Source organism: Vibrio sp. HENC-03, from assembly GCF_000305755.2.
Taxonomy (GTDB): domain Bacteria; phylum Pseudomonadota; class Gammaproteobacteria; order Enterobacterales; family Vibrionaceae; genus Vibrio; species Vibrio owensii.
The window spans coordinates 34,956-52,536 of sequence record NZ_JH976132.1 but is presented as its reverse complement, the minus strand read 5'-3'; the positions used below and the strand labels follow the sequence as shown (position 1 = coordinate 52,536).

The following is a 17,581-nucleotide window of genomic DNA, read 5'->3' as shown; positions in this document are numbered from 1 at the left end:
TTGGAGGTCTTTTGCTTTAAGGGGGTGATCGGTCGGTGGCTTATTCTGCAACGCCGCCTTGAGTCAGTTTGGCTGGATCGAGCAATCTTTCTAATGTTGCGCGATCTAAGTCCGTTTCTTCTTCCGCGACATCAATGATAGCGCGACCTTGTTTGTAGGCTTTCTTCGCTACTTCGGCTGCTTTTAGGTAGCCAATCACAGGGTTAAGTGCGGTGACCAGAATCGGGTTCTTCGCCAGTGCCACATCAAGGTTGTCTTGGCGCACTTCAAACGTCGCGATGGCTTTGTCTGCCAAAGCAACGGCGCTGTTCGACAGCAGTTCAATGCTTTCTAGTACATTGTGAGCAATCACTGGCAGCATCACGTTAAGTTGGAAGTTACCCGATTGACCTGCAACGGTAATTGTCGCGTCGTTACCAATCACTTGTGCCGACGCCATGGCCGCTGCTTCTGGAATCACAGGGTTCACTTTGCCCGGCATGATAGAAGAGCCCGGTTGTAAGCCTTGCAGTTCGATTTCACCTAAGCCGGCTAGTGGACCTGAGTTCATCCAACGAAGATCGTTTGCGATCTTCATGATCGCAACTGCTGTTGTTTTGAGCTGTCCCGATAGGGCGACGATCGCATCCTGACTGCTGAGATTGAAGAAGAAGTTTTTGCTTGAAGCAAACTCGATGCGCGTTGATTGGGTTAGGTTATCGGCAAAAAGATCGGCGAAGCGTGGATCGGCGTTGATCCCAGTCCCCACCGCTGTTCCGCCTTGGGCTAACGCTTTCACAGCTGGCAGTGTTTGCTCAATGGCTTGTTTAGCGTGTTCGATTTGGAACTGCCAGCCACCAAGCTCTTGGGCGAAGGTAATTGGCATCGCATCCATGAGGTGCGTACGACCTGTTTTCACTACATCTTTCAGAGCTTGCTGCTTAGTCTCTAGTGTTTCACTTAGGTGGGACAGTGCAGGCAGTAGCTGTTTTTCAATCGCAATTGCCGAGCTAACTTGAATCGCAGTAGGCACTACGTCGTTACTGCTTTGACCCATGTTGACGTGATCATTTGGATTGACCGTTCCGCCTAGGTGCTCAGACGCCAATGTTGCAATCACTTCATTGGCATTCATGTTGGAACTGGTGCCTGACCCGGTTTGGAATACATCGATAGGGAATTGGTTGAGGTGTTTACCATCAATAATTGCTTGCGCGGCATCGGCGATGGCATTGGCAATATCACCTTCTAGCAAGCCAAGTTGAGCATTGGTAAGCGCTGCGGTTTGTTTGATGTGAGCGAGTGCTTGGATAAACCCTGTCGGCATGGTGTGTTTGCTGAAAGCAAAGTTATCGACAGCGCGTTGAGTTTGGGCTTGATACAAAGCGTTGGCTGGGACTTTGACTTCGCCCATGCTGTCCGCTTCGATACGGAATTCCGTGGTCATGGTAGGTTCCTTTTGTTTAATCGAGTGGCGTCTGTATCAGACGTAATTGTTGTTGTAATGAGAGAAATTTCACATCGCCATCCTCAAATTGGTAGTAGTAACGTTTGAGACAAAGTAGCGGAGTGTGAATAGAATCGAGGCAGACTCGGCGGAAGATGCGACTACGAGTAGGGTCTTGAATCGCGTCGAGTAGATGGAAGTAGACTTGGCGCAAATACAGCTCGCACAGCAACAGGTTTTCGTGCTCTGCATCGTGATCGTAGATGGACGACAGCACCATACCCCAATGGATGTAATCATGAATCACATCGGGTTCGAAGCCGCTTGGCGCATACACATGAAGGAATCGGTCTTGCGCTTTAAAAAAGGCGTTGTAGATGGCTTGGCTGCTGTCCATAGTTACCTCGATATTTAGGATAATGATAATTATTATCAATTAATTGTCGATTAGCAACCACAGCTTTTTTGAGGAAATAACACAACAAAAAAAGCCGATACTCGGACTCAGTATCGGCTGAAGTGGGAGAGCTCAATCCCTACAATTAAGCTCGGTATTCTTTCGCGAGATAAGGTCGGCTCAAATGCGCCTTCAAGCCTTATGGAGCAGGTAACTTATTTGTCCGTAAACAGGGTTTCGTATTTCACAAACGCCGTTTGCGTTTCTCCGTAATAGAGTGTGCCTTCAGATTGAATCGCAACACGCAACCAGCTCTCGGCTGATGCAGGCTTAGGCAAAGTGATGGTCCAGTTTTGTCCGGCTTGATCCGCTGGCGTCATGTCAATTGGCTGTGCGTTTTGCTCTTGGCTATCCACGACGGAAACTTTCACCCCTTCCAGTGGATAAGCCGCATGTAAAGACAACTCTAGGCTATCTTGCGTCAGCTTTTCTGAGCGAAACTTCACTTTAAAGTCGCCGTTCTCCATATCACACAAGCCACTGGTATAACGGCAATTCGACTTGCTGGCCAGTTTGTAGCTTTCCCCTTCTTTAGCTGCATGAGGCTTTTCACTCAGAGCCATGTCTGTACCGAAATAAGCGATCAAAGACAGAATTGGGGCGATCAACAGAGCGATAATAAAGTGCTTGTTTTTGAACATGTTGGCTTCCTTGCTACAACTTCATAAGGTTAAATTAACCTAATCTAGCGAATAAAAAAGCCCCAAGCGGGGCTTTTGTGGTTTGCGTTATATTTTAGTGGTCTACCGCACCGCCAGCGCCTGCTGGTACACGTACGTGCTCGACTAGGTCTTTTACTTCTTGTGGTGTTTCTGCCGTTACTTTCGATACAGCGAATGCCACGATGAAGTTGAACACAGCGCCAATTGCACCAAATGCGTTTGGTTCGATGCCTAGGAACCAGTTCTGACCCCAGCTTTGTAGGTAAGTCCAGTCAGCAACAAATAGGATGCCTTTGTGCTGGAATACGTAGAATAGCGTGATACTGATACCTGCAATCATACCTGCGATTGCGCCTTCTTTGTTGATGCTCTTACTGAAGATACCCATCATCAACGCAGGGAAGATGGAGGATGCCGCCAGACCGAAGGCGAGCGCTACCGTACCGGCTGCAAACCCAGGCGGATTCAAGCCTAAGTAACCGGCGACTGCAATGGCAACTGCCATGGAGATTCGGCTCGCGAGCAGCTCTTTCTTCTCGGATATGTTCGGATTTATCACGCCTTTGATTAAGTCATGGGATATCGCGGACGAAATCGCCAGTAGTAGACCTGCAGCCGTCGATAGTGCTGCCGCCAGACCACCTGCTGCGACAAGTGCGATAACCCAGTTAGGTAGCTTAGCAATCTCTGGGTTTGCTAGTACCATGATGTCACGGTCAACTTTCAGTTCATTAGTTGCTGGGTTTGACGTGTACTCAATCAGACCGTCGCCGTTCTTATCATCAAAGCCTAGTAGACCTGTTTTCTCCCAGTTCTTGAACCAGTCAGGACGTTCATCATAAGCAAGGTGCTGACCCGGAGCTGGGTTAACGGTATCCATTAGGTTTAGACGCGCCATAGCAGATACTGCAGGTGCTGTTGTGTAAAGGATAGCGATGAAAACTAGAGCCCAACCTGCTGATGTACGTGCATCACGAACCTTAGGCACGGTAAAGAAACGGATGATTACGTGTGGTAGACCCGCCGTACCGATCATCAGTGACATGGTGTACACGAACATGTTTAGCGTGTCGCCACGGACTTGGGTGGTGTATTCACTAAAACCGAGCTCGGTGACCACTTGGTCGAGCCTATCGAGTAGATAAACATCGGTGCCTTGTATGGTACTACCTAAGCCGATCTGTGGTAGTGGGTTACCTGTTAGTTGCAGAGAGATAAAGATTGCAGGAATAGTGTAAGCAAGAATGAGTACGCAATATTGAGCAATCTGCGTGTAGGTAATGCCTTTCATGCCGCCCATTACGGCGTACATGAATACGATACACATACCGATCAGTAGACCTGTTGAGTAATCCACTTCTAGGAAACGACCAAACGCCACGCCCACGCCTTTCATCTGACCGATAACGTAAGTTACTGATGCGATGATAAGACACACAACCGCTACGATACGTGCTGCGTTAGAGTAGAAACGCTCACCTACGAATTCTGGCACAGTAAACTTACCGAACTTACGTAGGTATGGCGCAAGCAGAAGTGCAAGTAGTACGTAACCGCCTGTCCAGCCCATCAGGAATACCGAACCGCCGTAACCCATGAAGGCAATCAAGCCTGCCATTGAGATGAACGATGCTGCTGACATCCAGTCTGCTGCGGTTGCCATGCCGTTAGCGATAGGGTTGACACCGCCCCCTGCTACATAGAATTCTTTGGTTGAGCCCGCACGAGCCCAAATCGCAATACCGATGTAGAGGACGAACGTCGCGCCAACCACCAGATAGGTAATAGTTTTCAAATCCATCTGAGTTACTCCTTACTCATCTACGCCGAATTCACGGTCGATTTGGCGCATTTTCCACGCGTAGTAGAAAATAATACCTAGGAAGGCATAGATGGAGCCTTGTTGAGCAAACCAGAACCCGAGTTTGTATCCACCTAATTGAAATTGATTAAGTACGTCGACAAATAAAATGCCGCAGCCGAAAGACACTACGAACCAGATGACCATCAGGGTAATCATGAGCTTCACGTTCTTGTCCCAGTAGGCTTTGGCTCTTTCTTCGCTTTCAAATGCCATTGCCGTCTCCTTACGATTGGTATTGTTGTTAAAAAAATGTTTCAGCATGTACATTAGCAAGGCACTGGCAAGAACTCTTTTCAACTTTAGTCGGGACGCTAAAAAGCAAAAACGCCCGTTTTTAGGGCGTTTGAGAGGAGGTGGGAATAAAAGTGTGATGTTAATTTGATGTTAAATTAGCCAAAGGTCTAAGAGTTTTATCAATTAACATAGAAATCTTTTATACCAAGCAGCAAATTATTCAGTGCAACAGCAGCAAGGATAAGCCCCATTACGCGGCTGATGATGGCTGCGCCTACGTTACCAATCACTTTTTGAATCGTGTTTGCACCTAGTAACAAGAATAAGGTCACCAGAAGTACCGCAATCATGACGCCTGCGGTCATTGCTTGGTCGACAAAAGAGTATCGGTTGTTATCGGTGAGCATCACGATAGCCATCATTGCACCCGGCGATGCAATCGAAGGGATCGCAAGAGGGTAAACGGCTAAGTCAGCGAGATCGGAGTGGCTGACGTCTTCGCCCAGTTTTTGCTCTTGTTCTGGCTTGCTCTCACCAAAAATCATCGACAATGCAAACAGCAATAACACTAAGCCACCAGCGGCTTGGAACGCGGGCAACGGGATTTGCATTGCTTCCAGCAACAACTGACCGGCAATAAGAAAGAACAACAACACACCCATTGAAATGGCGATCGCTTTCAACGCGACGAGACGACGCTGTTTTGCCGTGAGGTGTTGAGTTTGTGATAGGTAAACGGGTACTGAACCAATCGGGTCGATGACGGCCCAGAGTACGACGAATTGAGTGACGAGAATACTTAGCAAAGTATGACCTCCCAGAGTTAGCGGTTTAACAGAGGGATGAAAAGGCTGTGTGTGACAGCCTTTTTATTTTAACGTCTGTTGTTCTTTTTGCGTCATATAAATGTGAATTAGATATATTTACTAACACATTACTGCTCGGGTTCCATTTGCTGCAATAGGATGACGGCTTGAGTTCGGTTCTTCACGCCCAGTTTGCGGAAAATTGCCGTCATGTGGGCTTTGATGGTGGCCTCAGAGACATTGAGCTCGTAAGCGATTTGCTTGTTGAGTAAGCCATCGGAAAGCATACCCAACACTTTGTATTGCTGGGGGGTAAGTGCGGCAATTTTCTCTGCCAAGTCATTACAGGCTGCGTTATTGGTGATCAAGCCTTCTGGGAAGTATGGGTCGCCATTAAGAACTTGGTTAAGGGCATTGACCAGCTCGCGCATGTCGCTCGATTTCGGAATAAATCCGAACGCACCGTGGCTCTTCACTTGTGTGACCACACTAGGCTCTTCACTGGCAGATACCACCACCACCGGAAGATCTGGGTATTCAGCACGAAGGTGAATCAAGCCCGACATGCCATTGGCGCCCGGCATCTTGAGATCTAACAACACCAAATCTGGCTCTTCTTCTTTTTCCAGCAACGCGAGTAGAGCGTCCAGCGTATCCGCTTCGAGAAGGTTGGCACCACTCACAGCCATGTGTACCGATTGGAACAAGGCATTGCGGAACAGCGGATGATCATCAGCGATGATAATGGTGTAGGTCGAATCCATGACGTTAAACACTTTTGACTATTTCGTTAATGGAATTATTGTCCACCTTTAAGAATGTGGACAATATTTATCCGCTAAAAGTCTGAACTAAATCGACTTTTATTAGAAAAATTGCATATAAACGCAACTTTCTTGGTTTTATTGAGACAACAAAAAACGCCAGTGAAAAATCACTGGCGTTTGAAAGATTCATCATCAGAATCGGTTGATATGCTCTAAGAAAGGCTCGGCTTGCATAAAGCCCGTCAAACGAGCGTTTGAAACATGTTCGCCATTGGCATCCCAGAACTCAATCGTTGGTAAACCAAGTACATTCATATGTTTAAGCAGCTCGATGTCTTGCACTTGGTTCTTAGTTACGTCCGCTTGCAGAAGAACGAAGTCTTGCAGTTTGGCTTCGACGCTTGGGTCATGGAAGGTGTACTTCTCGAACTCTTTACACGCCACACACCAGTCGGCGTAGAAATCCAGCATCACTGGTTTGCCGGCTTGTTTCGCTTGAGCAAGTGCAGCCTCAAGTTCAGCCACGTTAGCGATACGGGTAAAGCTCACTGTTGCTTGCTGAGTTTGTGTAGTGGTATTACCGCCAAACCAGTAGTTCAGTGCTGGTTGAGCAGAAGCAAACAAACCAAGCACAGCAATGATGCCTACTGCGCTTTGCTTCCAACCGCCAAATTCTAGGCTGTTTTTGATGTGGTATAGCCAACCAAAAGCCGCGATACCCAGTGCTGACCACAATGCCGTAGCCCACATGTCTGGCAAGATGCGCTCAAGTAGGAAGATAGGAGCTGCCAGTAGAATGAAACCGAACAGCGTCTTAACGCGATCCATCCAACCTCCTGCTTTTGGCAGAAGTTTGTTGCCGAATACTGCAACAAGAATGAGTGGAATACCCATACCCATTGCTAGTGCATAGAGCGCGATACCACCTGTCAGTAAGTCACCGCTTTGTGCAACGTAAAGTAGCGCACCAGACAGAGGAGCTGTGGTGCATGGGGAGCACACCAGACCAGAAATCGCACCCATGGCGAATACACCTGCGCTGCTACCACCTTGTTGTTTGTTGCTGAGGTTGTTTAACCACGTTTGTACGCCGCTTGGCAGTTGCAGGTTATAAACGCCAAACATAGACAATGCGAGTGTCACGAACAGCACACTCAAACCAATCAGCACATAAGGGTGTTGCATCGCTGCTTGGAATTGCATGCCCGCAGACGCCACCACAAGGCCCAGTAGGGTATAAGTCAGCGCCATGCCTTGTACGTAGACAAACGACAAGCCTAGCGCGCGGCGTTGGCTCAGTTTGCCACTGCCAAGCACGATGCTGGTCAAAATTGGGTACATCGGCAGCACACATGGTGTAAACGCCAAGCCCACACCAAGCGCCAAGAACAGAAGTGGCGTCCACCAATTATCAGCTAGGTTGGCGGCAAGGCTATCTTGTTGTGTTACTGGAGCCGATGATGTGTCGCTAGAACTAGATGATTGCGCCGCTGGTGGCGTTGCTTTTGGTGCTTGCTCTGCTTTTGGTGTTGTCGTCGCCGCTGTTGAATCTGAGCTCGACGAAGTAAACGCGCTGATAGGAATCACGCGAGTTTCTGGTGGGTAACAGAAGCCTGCTTTCGCACAACCTTGGTATTGCACTACCACGCGTGCACCGTCTTGCCAGTCGTGCATTGGGACGTTAACAAACAGAGGCTGAGTGTAGATATGTACGTCACCAAAGAATTCATCTTTATGCGGCGTTCCGTCTTCCATTTGCAGTTCGCCTAGCGATACTTTCTCACCCGCTACCGATAGGCGTTCTTGATACAGGTAGTAACCATCACGTACCTGCCAATCCAACATTAATTTGCCGTCTTGCTGGTAGTAGTTGAATGGGAAAGCCTGATCTACAGGTACAAAGGTATCGTTGCTGCTGCCAAAAGCGTTGCTTTGACTGTTGTTTAACTGATCATTGCCAAACAGCGCAAAAGAAGGCGCAGAAAAGGTAATAAGCCCTAAGAGTAAGACGGAAAATAATGCACGCATAAAAGGATCAATTCATCTTAGATAGTTGCCGTTAGTGTAACTCAATCAGACCTGCTGGCTAGCCAATAAGTTTCATGGAAGTGAAGATTTGTTAAGCGCTATCCAATGCGACAGACAATAAAAAAGGGAGCCGAAGCTCCCCGAGTAAGACTCTGTTTCTACTAGATCAGTAGACCACCAAATGCGAAGCCAAGTGCTACCGCTGAAGCGATGGTCACCACACCTGGTACGAAGAATGGGTGGTTGAATACGTACTTACCGATACGAGTTGAACCCGTGTCGTCCATCTCAACCGCTGCTAGAAGCGTTGGGTAAGTTGGCAGTACGAATAGCGCACTTACTGCTGCGAAAGACGCAACCGCAGTAAGAGGTGCCACACCGATTGCTAGTGCTGCTGGCATAAGCGCAACGGTAGTTGCACCTTGCGAGTAAAGCAGCATTGAAGCGAAGAATAGAACAAGTGCTAGCATCCATGGGTAGTCTGCTAGTAACGCACCAGCCACTTCTTTAATGCCGTCAACGTGCGCGTTAACGAACGTAGAACCTAGCCATGCCACACCAAGAACACACACACACGCTGTCATACCAGAGCGGAATGTTGCTGCTGCTGGGATTTTGCCAGCGTCGATTTTACAGCTCATTACGATAGCTGCCGCAGCTGCTAGCATAACCGTCATGATTGCTTCGTTACGACCTAGAGCAGGGTTCTCGATAAGGCCAACAGAGCCAGAGATTGCTGCTGCGTAACATACTACGAATGCGATAGCGCCTAGGAAGATGAAAGTTGCTTTCTTCGCTGTTGGTAGGATTTCACGCTTAGATTCTGTGTTTAGCTTGATCAAGCCTTTTGCTAGACGGTCTTGGTATTCAGGATCGTCTTTAAGCTCGCTACCCATGAAGTTCGCTACGAATGCACCGATCATACAAGCGATGAACGTTGTTGGGATACAGATTGCTAGTAGCGTTAGGTAATCAACACCAAATGGGTGAAGCATTGCTGCGAACGCTACAACAGCCGCAGAGATTGGCGACGCTGTGATAGCGATTTGCGATGCTACTACCGCAATTGACAGTGGACGAGAAGGACGAACACCTTGGCCTTTCGCTACTTCTGCAATAACAGGAAGAGTAGAGAATGCCGTGTGACCAGTACCCGCAAGTAGTGTCATTAGGAATGTCACGATAGGTGCGTAAAAGGTGATGCGTTCGGGATGTTTACGCAAAAAGTCTTCCGCAACCTGAACCATCCAGTCCAAACCACCCGCTACCTGCATTGCAGCGATAGCAGTAATTACAGACATGATGATCAGTATTACATCGACAGGGATGAAAGACTGGCTTGTCGGGACACCTAGGATTAAAGACAATGCAATTACCCCAGCACCACCAGCAAAACCAATGCCGATACCACCGATTCTTGCCCCCAAATAAATGAAGAGCAGAACCACGAAGAGTTCGACCATTACCATATTGATACCTCTTTTAGTTTTTAATGATTCTGATTTTTTGAGCACTCAGGAACAGGAGTAAGTGTTCAGAAAATCAGAACCCGAGCGGCTTACGGCAATAAAAAGCGCATAAAAATTGTGGTTAACCGTATTCGAGCCTAAAAAAGGGCCCCGTTAGGGACCCCTTTCACATGCGATTACTCGTAGCGTTTCGCTTTATAAGTCGGATGCATGAAGTTTTCAACCGATAAGATGTCATCTAGCTCTTCTTCAGTTAATAAACCGCGTTCTAGAACTACATCACGTACACTCTTACCTGTTTCTGCACAGATCTTACCAACGATATCGCCTTCGTGGTGGCCGATGTATGGGTTTAGGTAAGTTACGATACCGATAGAGTTGTAAACGTAGTTTTCGCAAACTTCTTTGTTCACAGTGATGCCATCGATACATTTATCGCGTAGGTTCACACATGCGTTGTGTAGTAGAGAGATAGACTCAAACACGCTTTGTGCGATAACTGGTTCCATTACGTTTAGCTGTAGCTGACCGCCTTCTGCTGCGAAAGAAACCGTGTTGTCGTTACCTAGAACTTTGAAGCAAACTTGGTTTACTACTTCTGGGATAACTGGGTTTACTTTAGCTGGCATGATTGAAGAGCCTGCTTGCATTTCTGGTAGGTTCAGTTCGTTAAGACCTGCACGTGGACCAGAAGAAAGTAGACGAAGGTCGTTACAGATCTTCGATAGTTTCACTGCTAGACGTTTCAGCGCACCGTGCGTCATTACGTAAGCACCACAGTCAGAAGTCGCTTCGATCAGGTCTTCTGCTGGTACCACTTCTAGCCCCGTTACTTCTGCTAGATGTTTTACTGCTAGCGCTTGGTAACCTGTTGGTGCGTTTAGACCAGTACCGATTGCTGTTGCACCTAGGTTGATTTCTAGTAGTAGCTTAGACGTGTAATCTAGAGCACGAATTTCTTCGTTTAGTGTTACAGCCCATGCGTGGAACTCTTGACCCACAGTCATAGGAACCGCATCTTGCAGCTGAGTACGACCCATCTTCAAGATGTCTTTGAATTCTTGTGCTTTAAGCTCGAATGCGCCTTTAAGGTATTCGATCGCTTCCATCAACTGATGAACACTGTTGTAAACCGCGATACGGAAACCCGTTGGGTACGCACAGTTTGTTGATTGGCTCTTGTTTACGTGATCGTTCGGGTTGATGAACTCATATTGGCCTTTTTCCTTGCCCATCAGTTCAAGTGCAACGTTCGCGATAACTTCGTTAGTGTTCATGTTCACTGACGTGCCTGCACCGCCTTGGAATACGTCTGAAGGGAACTGATCCATGCACTTACCTGTTTCAAGGATCAAATCACACGCTTCTAGGATGTAGTTAGCAACGTCTTTTGGAATTGCGCCTAGCTCTTTGTTTGCTAGTGCAGCGGCTTTCTTAGTCATTACCATGCCACGTACAAATTCAGGTACGTCAGAGATGGTAGTGCTTGAAATGTTGAAGTTTTCGATAGCGCGAAGTGTGTGGATGCCGTAGTAAGCATCGGCAGGGACATGACGTTGGCCTAATAGATCTTCTTCAATACGAGTGGCTTGGTTTGCTGTCTTTGGAGCATCAGATAGTGTAGCCATAACAGGATCCTTAGATAATAATTCTGATATTTAAGTTATTTATTAGCCATTTCTGCAATCTAGAATCCATTCATCAGAGTTTTTGGCTGGAAAAACCGTCCTGACTTATGTGGCACATCATACTGCACCTAGCGCATAAAAATAGTAAGTGGATCACCTTTTTCGCTTTTGATGCGTCAATATTTTGCAAAGTATGAACGGGATATTAATAACCCTTTATGGGTAGGCGATTTTCCTCGACAAACATGGATATTAAGAGTCCGAAAATAGCACTTTTCAACGACCAATTTTTGTATATGCACCTTTATTCAAAGGGCGTTTTTTGCACAACGCATTCTCCCTAGTATGAACACGCTTTTTTACAACGATTCGTTTGAGCTTAGTAGGCTTTTGCCATTACACTGAAATCAACAAAGGAGGGCGTGTGTTTCCTATCTTATTATTGGCGTTTATTTTCGTCCCGATCATCGAAATCGGCCTATTTATTCAGGTGGGAGGCTTCTTAGGTCTCTGGCCTACGATTGCTTTAGTATTGATTACTGCATTTGTTGGCGCGTCTTTGGTGCGTAGCCAAGGCATCCAGACATTGATGTCAGTGCAAGGCCGCTTAGAGCAAGGTGAGCTTCCGGCTCAACAGATTTTTGAAGGTGTGATGCTGGCAGTTGCAGGCGTATTGCTGTTAACACCAGGTTTCATGACAGACGCATTGGGTATGTTGGTGTTGTTGCCAGCACCGCGAGCTGCGATTGCGAAATACCTAATGAGCAAGATGGTGGTGAAGACCATGAATGGTGGCGGCTTCCAAGGTGGCTTCTCAAATCAAGGTCCATTTGAGCAAGACCCATTCCGTCGTGACCCATTTGATTCTCAATCGGATAATGGCAACACCTTCGAAGGTGAATACGAGCGTAAAGACGACAATGATCGTAACAAGCTCAACTGATTCAATCGGTAAGTAAGAAAAGCAAAAGGGCGCATCAGCGCCCTTTTTAGTATCTGTTATTTGCAGTGCTTACAACGCGCCTTCAAAGCCCATTTGACGCCATGCTTCAAACGCAATAATCGCAACGGCGTTAGAAAGGTTCAGGCTGCGCGCATCCGGCATCATCGGAATGCGAATACGTTGTGCCATTGGCAGGCTATCAATCACGTCTGCTGGCAGGCCACGTGTTTCTGGACCAAACATCAAAACATCGCCTTCTTGGTATTTTGCATCGACGTGATGACCTGTGGTCTTTGTCGTACATGCAAACAGGCGGTAGTTGCCTTGTTTCTCTTTCTCTAAGTATTCCAAGAATGCTTGATAATCTTTATGACGCGTCACGCGAGCCAAATCGTGGTAATCCAAACCTGCGCGGCGGACTTTCTTCTCTTCTAGATCGAAACCCAGTGGCTCAATCAGGTGGAGATTCGCACCACAGTTAGCACATAGGCGAATGATGTTGCCGGTGTTCGGCGCGATTTCTGGTTCGTATAGAGCGATATCAAACATGGTATTGAATTAGATTGGTCAAAACAGGCGAGCAGTATATACCCAAGTCACCATGAGAAGCGAGATTCAACACAATGACGGGTTATAGAAGAGGGCAACCACTTCATTGTGTTGCCCTCATTTAGATAGATTAACTCAGAGCGCGAGTGTAGTTCTCTTCCACTGCGCGCCAGTTGACCACATTCCACCATGCGTCGATGTATTCAGGGCGACGGTTTTGGTAGCTGATGTAGTAAGCGTGCTCCCACACATCCAATGCTAGAACTGGCTCACCTTGTACTGCAGCAACGTCCATCAGAGGATTGTCTTGGTTGCTGGTGGAGGTAATGTGAATCTCACCATCTTTTACGACTAGCCAAGCAAAGCCTGAGCCGAAGGTATTGATAGCCGCTTGGGCAAACTCGTCTTTGAATTTTTCGAAGTCACCAAACTTTTCGTTGATGGCCTCTGCAAGAGCACCTTGAGGCTCACCGCCACCATCTGGTGACATGCAGTTCCAATAAATGATGTGATTGTAGTAACCGCCGCCGTTGTTACGGATAGCTGGGCTGTGTTGAGAAATGCTAGCGAAGATGTCATCGAGGCTTTGGGTCTCGAGAGCGCTGCCTTTTGCGGCAGCCATGAATTTATCGTAATAGGTTTTGTGGTGTTTGCTGTAGTGAACTTCCATGGTTTTCGCATCGATGTAAGGCTCTAACGCATCGTAGCTGTACGGAAGCTCTGGGAAAATGTGCGACATTGTAAATCCTCCTTTATGGAGGACTTACTTTAATGTTAATGAAAATCATTATCAACTTTGATCTTTGTGGGGTTATTTTGCCTCACTGATCAACGGCAGGGTAATGGTAACGCGTAAACCACCCAATGGGCTGCGACTTGCGATAATCGAACCACTGTGCTGACGAATCGCACTTTCGGTGATGGTTAAGCCTAACCCTGTACCACCAGAATGGCGGTCGCGCGCGGTCGACACTCGATAGAATGGACGGAAAATCGCTTCCAACTCTTCCTCAGGTACGCCTTCACCGTTGTCATCCACCACAATGCGTAGCGTATCGAATGAATCCTGAATGTTGATTTTCACTTCGTCTTTGCCGTAGTAAATCGCGTTGCGGATGATGTTCTCTACCGCACTCATCAACAGTTTTGGGTTACCCGAGATACTGCGCTCAGGGAGATCTGAGTAGCTCAGCGTTTTACCCATTTGTTCCGCTTCGAACTGTGCGTCTTTAATGATCTCTTCCCATAAGCTGGCAATCGGCTGAGTTTCACGCGTCATGTGACTGTTCACTTGCATGCGTGACAATTCAAGCAGCTCGGCAATCATCTGTTCTAAGCGTTGAGCTTCAGTATCAATACGAGTCAGCTCTGGGCTTTCACCTTGCTTACGCGTCGCTAATGCACTTGCCATGCGCAGACGAGTGAGGGGAGAGCGCAGCTCGTGAGAAATATCCGAGAGTAAACGCTGCTGACCAGAAATCATTTGATTCACCGCTTCAACCATTTGGTTAAAGCTGGTACCTGCTTGGCGAAACTCTGTGGTGCCTTTTTCCAGATTCGGGTCGATGACAAACTCACCTTTGGCAACGCGTTGTGCCGCGGTTTCCAGTCGTCGAGCTGGTTGGCTCAATGCCCATGCTAGCCACAGCAGTAGCGGTGTACTCACCAACATGACGGCGAGCAGCAATTGCAATGGATGATCGAACAGGCGCAACATGATCGGCGGCGGTTCATTCCATTTAAAACCCACATACATCAGTAAGTCAGAGTTGGCGATCTTGATCGGGACTGGGCCTGCGATCATGTAGCGGCCGTAGAGTTTTTGTTTAGGCTGCGACTGATCTTCAATGCTGGTGACAAAGTTTTGCAGCGCACGCAATTTGAAGTCTTTGTGGTTCGATGTGGTTAAGACATTGCCTTCGTGATCAGAAAAGAAGATACGCGGACGCGGATCATGCTTGCTGCGTCGCTGACCTTCGATGCTGAACAAAATCTTGCCGAGGTTATCTTGCTTGCGATACTTCTTCTCAATGCCGTCGCGTATGTCAATCATACGCTGATAGTGGTCTTGTGGGATGTCGCGTGCTTTCCGTGGGTCAAGGTGTGGCAATGACAGCACTGCCATCAAAACCAAGAACATAGTGAACCAAAAGATGGCAAAGATGCGTCCATACAAGCTGTTTATCTTCGGCAGTTTGAAGCGTGGTGCTCGCATTAATCCTCCTCAATCAACATGTAGCCGCGCCCTCGTAGGGTTTTAATGCGTGGCTTACCGTTGTTTTGGTCTGGCAATTTTTTACGTAGGTTGGAGACGTGCATATCGATCGCACGGTCAAAGGCTGCAAGGCGCTTACCAAGCACATCAAGGCTGAGGGTTTCTTTCGTCAGTACTTGGCCTGGGTTCTGCACAAAGTGCGTTAACAGCGCAAATTCGGTCGTGGTTAAATCCAGTAAGGCTTCTTCACAGTACGCTTCTTGTTTGCCTGGGTAGAGTTTGATTTCTCGATACTCAATGCAATCGCTGTTCTTGGTGTTCTTTTGGGTACTGCTAGTGCGGCGTAATATAGCTCGAATACGTGCTAACAGTTCACGGTCGCTAAAAGGCTTCGGTAGGTAATCATCCGCGCCAAGCTCTAGGCCAATTACGCGATCGATCTCCTCACCTTTGGCGGTGAGCATCAATACTGGTGTCTCCCAGTTTTCACGCAGGCGTTTTAGGGTCTCCATTCCATTGAGTTTTGGCATCATGACGTCAAGCAGTACAAGATCGATCTCACTGTTAATCGCCAATAAGCCTGCTTCACCATCATTGGCTTCACTGACTTCGTACCCTTCAAAGCTCAGCACTTCTTTAAGTAGGCTGGTTAGCTCTGTGTCGTCATCAATCAAAAGAATGTTCGCCATTTGAATACCTATTTATCATTCGTGGTTGCTTTAATATTACATGGTAATGACGAGGAGGAATGAGTGTAAAAATCACTCTTTACGATTCTTTACGGTCTCTATACGTCGCTTTACCTAGTAGGTCGTATTCTACACTCAAGCGCTGTGAGAACAGCTCAGAAGAATCACTAACCTGTGTAAGGAATCGTATTATGAAAACTGCAAAGAAATTAGTACTAGCGGCTGTTGTTCTACCTCTAACTCTAGGTACAGCGAGTGCATTCGCATTCGGCGGTAAAGACCACAAAGGTCATCGCGGTGAGTGTGGTATGGGTATGGACCGCGGCATTATGCGTCAACTAGACCTAACTGATGCACAAAAAGACCAGCTAAAAGAAATGCGTGAAGCGAACAAAGCAGAAATGAAAGCGAAATTCGCCGACGGTCACGAAGCTCGCATGGCTGAGCGTCAAGCACACCACGACAAAGTACAAGCGCTACTATTGGCGGATAACTTCGATGAAGCAGCAGCAAACGACCTAGCGAAAGAAATGGTTGAGAAGCAAACTGAGCGTCGCGTTAAAATGATGGAGAAAAAGCACCAAATGCTGAGTGTTCTGACTCCAGAGCAAAAAACAAAATTTGTTGAGCTACAAAAAGAGCGTCAACAGAAGTGTGGCGAAAAAATGCAAAAACGCATGGAAAAGCACCACAACAGCTAATCGCTGAAAGATAAAGTAAAAGGGGTAGCCAGAGTGCTGCCTCTTTTTGATCTTGGCGATTTCATACTCATTAAATCATTCTCAAGGTATACTCAAAGCACGGTTTGAGTTAACTATTTGATTATGAAACAGCAATACGCACGTTTAGTGACGATGGCAGCTTGGACGGCAACCATCGTGGCGACGCTTCTTTTGATTGTCAAAGTCATCACTTGGTGGGTGACGGGTTCCGTCAGCTTACTTGCCTCTTTAATTGACTCCATGTTGGATATTGCCGCATCGGTAGTGAACCTTATTGTGGTGCGCTACTCCCTGCAACCGGCTGACAGAGAACACACTTTTGGGCACGGCAAAGCCGAGTCTTTGGCCGCGTTGGCACAAGCGATGTTTATCTCCGGTTCTGCGGTATTTTTGATCCTAAACGGTATCGACCGTTTCTTCCGTCCACATGAATTGAATGCTCCTGAACTGGGTGTGTACGTCTCTCTATTTGCTATGGTCGTGACCTTTGGACTTGTGATGTTCCAAAAACATGTCGTGCGAGTGACAGGCAGTCAGGCGATTGCCGCTGACTCATTGCATTACCAAACTGACCTTTATATGAACGGTGCCATTATGGTGGCGCTAGGCTTGAGTTATTTTGGTGTCACCCAAGCCGATGCGGTGTTTGCGATTGGTATTGGTATCTTTATTTTGTACAGCGCGTTCAAGATGGTCAGCGAAGCGATTCAGACATTGCTTGATAGAAAACTACCAGATGAAGAGCTAGAGCAAATTCGTCAAGAGTGTTTGAAGGTCGAAGGCGTCTTAGGTGTACATCAGCTCCGTACTCGCATGTCTGGCCCTACGCGTTTTATCCAATTGCATTTAGAATTGGATGATAACTTGCGTTTGATCGAAGCCCACCACATTGCTGACAAAGTGGAAGATAATCTACTTGAGTTGTTCCCAGAAGCGGATGTGTTGATCCACCAGGATCCGTTGTCGGTGGTGTTTGGCCCAGAGAAAGAGCAAAAAGCACAAGATTGGTAGCGGTCGAAAAATCAGACCAAGCCTGACGACAAATAGACGCTTATTGACTATCTTTCCATCACTACTTGCTAAGAATCGTGATCCTGATGTGAATCAACGAAGTTGCAAAGA

General features: G+C 47.3%; 17 protein-coding genes. 3 read left to right on the top strand and 14 right to left on the bottom strand.

Annotation, left to right across the window (positions count from 1 at the left end; translation table 11 throughout):
* Positions 1-40: 40 nt before the first annotated feature.
* The 10 genes from VCHENC03_RS01305 to aspA all read right to left on the bottom strand — a co-directional run bounded on the left by VCHENC03_RS01305 (position 41) and on the right by aspA (position 11,341).
* A complete protein-coding gene (locus VCHENC03_RS01305; protein WP_009707869.1) occupies positions 41-1,426 on the bottom strand; it encodes a class II fumarate hydratase in 1,386 nt (461 codons plus the stop codon).
* Positions 1,427-1,442: 16 nt separating this feature from the next.
* Positions 1,443-1,823 (bottom strand): hypothetical protein, encoded by a 381-nt coding sequence (locus tag VCHENC03_RS01310; RefSeq protein WP_005440416.1) that lies wholly within the window; start codon positions 1,821-1,823, stop codon positions 1,443-1,445.
* Between the two features lie 215 nt (positions 1,824-2,038).
* Positions 2,039-2,524 (bottom strand): hypothetical protein, encoded by a 486-nt coding sequence (locus tag VCHENC03_RS01315; protein ID WP_009707868.1) that lies wholly within the window; start codon positions 2,522-2,524, stop codon positions 2,039-2,041.
* 94 nt (positions 2,525-2,618) lie between these two features.
* Positions 2,619-4,346, bottom strand: coding sequence for a sodium:solute symporter family protein (locus tag VCHENC03_RS01320; RefSeq protein WP_005448271.1), 1,728 nt, complete (start codon positions 4,344-4,346; stop codon positions 2,619-2,621).
* A gap of 12 nt (positions 4,347-4,358) precedes the next feature.
* Positions 4,359-4,622: a DUF4212 domain-containing protein gene (locus VCHENC03_RS01325; protein WP_005448273.1), complete on the bottom strand. Its 264-nt coding sequence runs from the start codon at positions 4,620-4,622 to the stop codon at positions 4,359-4,361.
* A 200-nt stretch (positions 4,623-4,822) separates the two neighbouring features.
* Positions 4,823-5,449: a MarC family protein gene (locus VCHENC03_RS01330; protein WP_009707867.1), complete on the bottom strand. Its 627-nt coding sequence runs from the start codon at positions 5,447-5,449 to the stop codon at positions 4,823-4,825.
* Between the two features lie 128 nt (positions 5,450-5,577).
* The gene (locus tag VCHENC03_RS01335) at positions 5,578-6,213 is read right to left on the bottom strand and encodes a response regulator (RefSeq protein WP_005440424.1); all 636 of its coding nucleotides are present in this window, start codon (positions 6,211-6,213) and stop codon (positions 5,578-5,580) included.
* 195 nt (positions 6,214-6,408) lie between these two features.
* Positions 6,409-8,244 carry a protein-disulfide reductase DsbD gene (locus VCHENC03_RS01340; RefSeq protein WP_009707866.1) on the bottom strand — a complete coding sequence of 612 codons (1,836 nt, stop codon included), beginning with the start codon at positions 8,242-8,244 and terminating at the stop codon, positions 6,409-6,411.
* A gap of 161 nt (positions 8,245-8,405) precedes the next feature.
* Positions 8,406-9,713 carry an anaerobic C4-dicarboxylate transporter gene (locus VCHENC03_RS01345; RefSeq protein WP_009707865.1) on the bottom strand — a complete coding sequence of 436 codons (1,308 nt, stop codon included), beginning with the start codon at positions 9,711-9,713 and terminating at the stop codon, positions 8,406-8,408.
* Between the two features lie 176 nt (positions 9,714-9,889).
* Positions 9,890-11,341: an aspartate ammonia-lyase gene (aspA, locus tag VCHENC03_RS01350; RefSeq protein WP_009707864.1), complete on the bottom strand. Its 1,452-nt coding sequence runs from the start codon at positions 11,339-11,341 to the stop codon at positions 9,890-9,892.
* A gap of 424 nt (positions 11,342-11,765) precedes the next feature.
* Between aspA and VCHENC03_RS01355 the strand changes: the two genes are divergently transcribed.
* Positions 11,766-12,284: an FxsA family protein gene (locus tag VCHENC03_RS01355; RefSeq protein ID WP_005448278.1), complete on the top strand. Its 519-nt coding sequence runs from the start codon at positions 11,766-11,768 to the stop codon at positions 12,282-12,284.
* Between the two features lie 69 nt (positions 12,285-12,353).
* On the opposite strand, the gene trmL is transcribed toward VCHENC03_RS01355, so the two are convergent.
* From trmL to VCHENC03_RS01375, 4 genes are all read right to left on the bottom strand, one after another.
* Positions 12,354-12,833, bottom strand: a complete 480-nt coding sequence (gene trmL, locus VCHENC03_RS01360; protein ID WP_009707863.1) for a tRNA (uridine(34)/cytosine(34)/5-carboxymethylaminomethyluridine(34)-2'-O)-methyltransferase TrmL — start codon at positions 12,831-12,833, stop codon at positions 12,354-12,356.
* Between the two features lie 130 nt (positions 12,834-12,963).
* A complete protein-coding gene (locus tag VCHENC03_RS01365; protein WP_009707862.1) occupies positions 12,964-13,572 on the bottom strand; it encodes a superoxide dismutase in 609 nt (202 codons plus the stop codon).
* Positions 13,573-13,644: 72 nt separating this feature from the next.
* Positions 13,645-15,048 carry an envelope stress sensor histidine kinase CpxA gene (cpxA, locus tag VCHENC03_RS01370; RefSeq protein WP_009707861.1) on the bottom strand — a complete coding sequence of 468 codons (1,404 nt, stop codon included), beginning with the start codon at positions 15,046-15,048 and terminating at the stop codon, positions 13,645-13,647.
* On the bottom strand, positions 15,048-15,737 hold the full coding sequence (locus VCHENC03_RS01375; RefSeq protein WP_009707860.1) for a response regulator: 690 nt from the start codon (positions 15,735-15,737) through the stop codon (positions 15,048-15,050). Before VCHENC03_RS01375 ends, cpxA begins: the two co-directional genes overlap by 1 nt.
* A 191-nt stretch (positions 15,738-15,928) precedes the next feature.
* Here VCHENC03_RS01375 and VCHENC03_RS01380 point away from each other — a divergent pair, with 191 nt between their 5' ends.
* Positions 15,929-16,438 carry a CpxP family protein gene (locus VCHENC03_RS01380; protein ID WP_005440450.1) on the top strand — a complete coding sequence of 170 codons (510 nt, stop codon included), beginning with the start codon at positions 15,929-15,931 and terminating at the stop codon, positions 16,436-16,438.
* A gap of 123 nt (positions 16,439-16,561) precedes the next feature.
* Entirely contained in the window at positions 16,562-17,470 is a 909-nt protein-coding gene (fieF, locus tag VCHENC03_RS01385) for a CDF family cation-efflux transporter FieF (RefSeq protein WP_009707859.1), read from the top strand.
* Positions 17,471-17,581: the final 111 nt, after the last annotated feature.

Coding starts and splice junctions, on each gene's coding strand:
- VCHENC03_RS01375 (WP_009707860.1), bottom strand. CDS start 15,737: ATGGCGAACATTCTTTTGATTGATGACGACACAGAGCTAACCAGCCTA.
- VCHENC03_RS01340 (WP_009707866.1), bottom strand. CDS start 8,244: ATGCGTGCATTATTTTCCGTCTTACTCTTAGGGCTTATTACCTTTTCT.
- VCHENC03_RS01310 (WP_005440416.1), bottom strand. CDS start 1,823: ATGGACAGCAGCCAAGCCATCTACAACGCCTTTTTTAAAGCGCAAGAC.
- VCHENC03_RS01325 (WP_005448273.1), bottom strand. CDS start 4,622: ATGGCATTTGAAAGCGAAGAAAGAGCCAAAGCCTACTGGGACAAGAAC.
- fieF (WP_009707859.1), top strand. CDS start 16,562: ATGAAACAGCAATACGCACGTTTAGTGACGATGGCAGCTTGGACGGCA.
- aspA (WP_009707864.1), bottom strand. CDS start 11,341: ATGGCTACACTATCTGATGCTCCAAAGACAGCAAACCAAGCCACTCGT.
- VCHENC03_RS01380 (WP_005440450.1), top strand. CDS start 15,929: ATGAAAACTGCAAAGAAATTAGTACTAGCGGCTGTTGTTCTACCTCTA.
- VCHENC03_RS01335 (WP_005440424.1), bottom strand. CDS start 6,213: ATGGATTCGACCTACACCATTATCATCGCTGATGATCATCCGCTGTTC.
- VCHENC03_RS01345 (WP_009707865.1), bottom strand. CDS start 9,713: ATGGTAATGGTCGAACTCTTCGTGGTTCTGCTCTTCATTTATTTGGGG.
- trmL (WP_009707863.1), bottom strand. CDS start 12,833: ATGTTTGATATCGCTCTATACGAACCAGAAATCGCGCCGAACACCGGC.
- VCHENC03_RS01365 (WP_009707862.1), bottom strand. CDS start 13,572: ATGTCGCACATTTTCCCAGAGCTTCCGTACAGCTACGATGCGTTAGAG.
- cpxA (WP_009707861.1), bottom strand. CDS start 15,048: ATGCGAGCACCACGCTTCAAACTGCCGAAGATAAACAGCTTGTATGGA.
- VCHENC03_RS01320 (WP_005448271.1), bottom strand. CDS start 4,346: ATGGATTTGAAAACTATTACCTATCTGGTGGTTGGCGCGACGTTCGTC.
- VCHENC03_RS01305 (WP_009707869.1), bottom strand. CDS start 1,426: ATGACCACGGAATTCCGTATCGAAGCGGACAGCATGGGCGAAGTCAAA.
- VCHENC03_RS01315 (WP_009707868.1), bottom strand. CDS start 2,524: ATGTTCAAAAACAAGCACTTTATTATCGCTCTGTTGATCGCCCCAATT.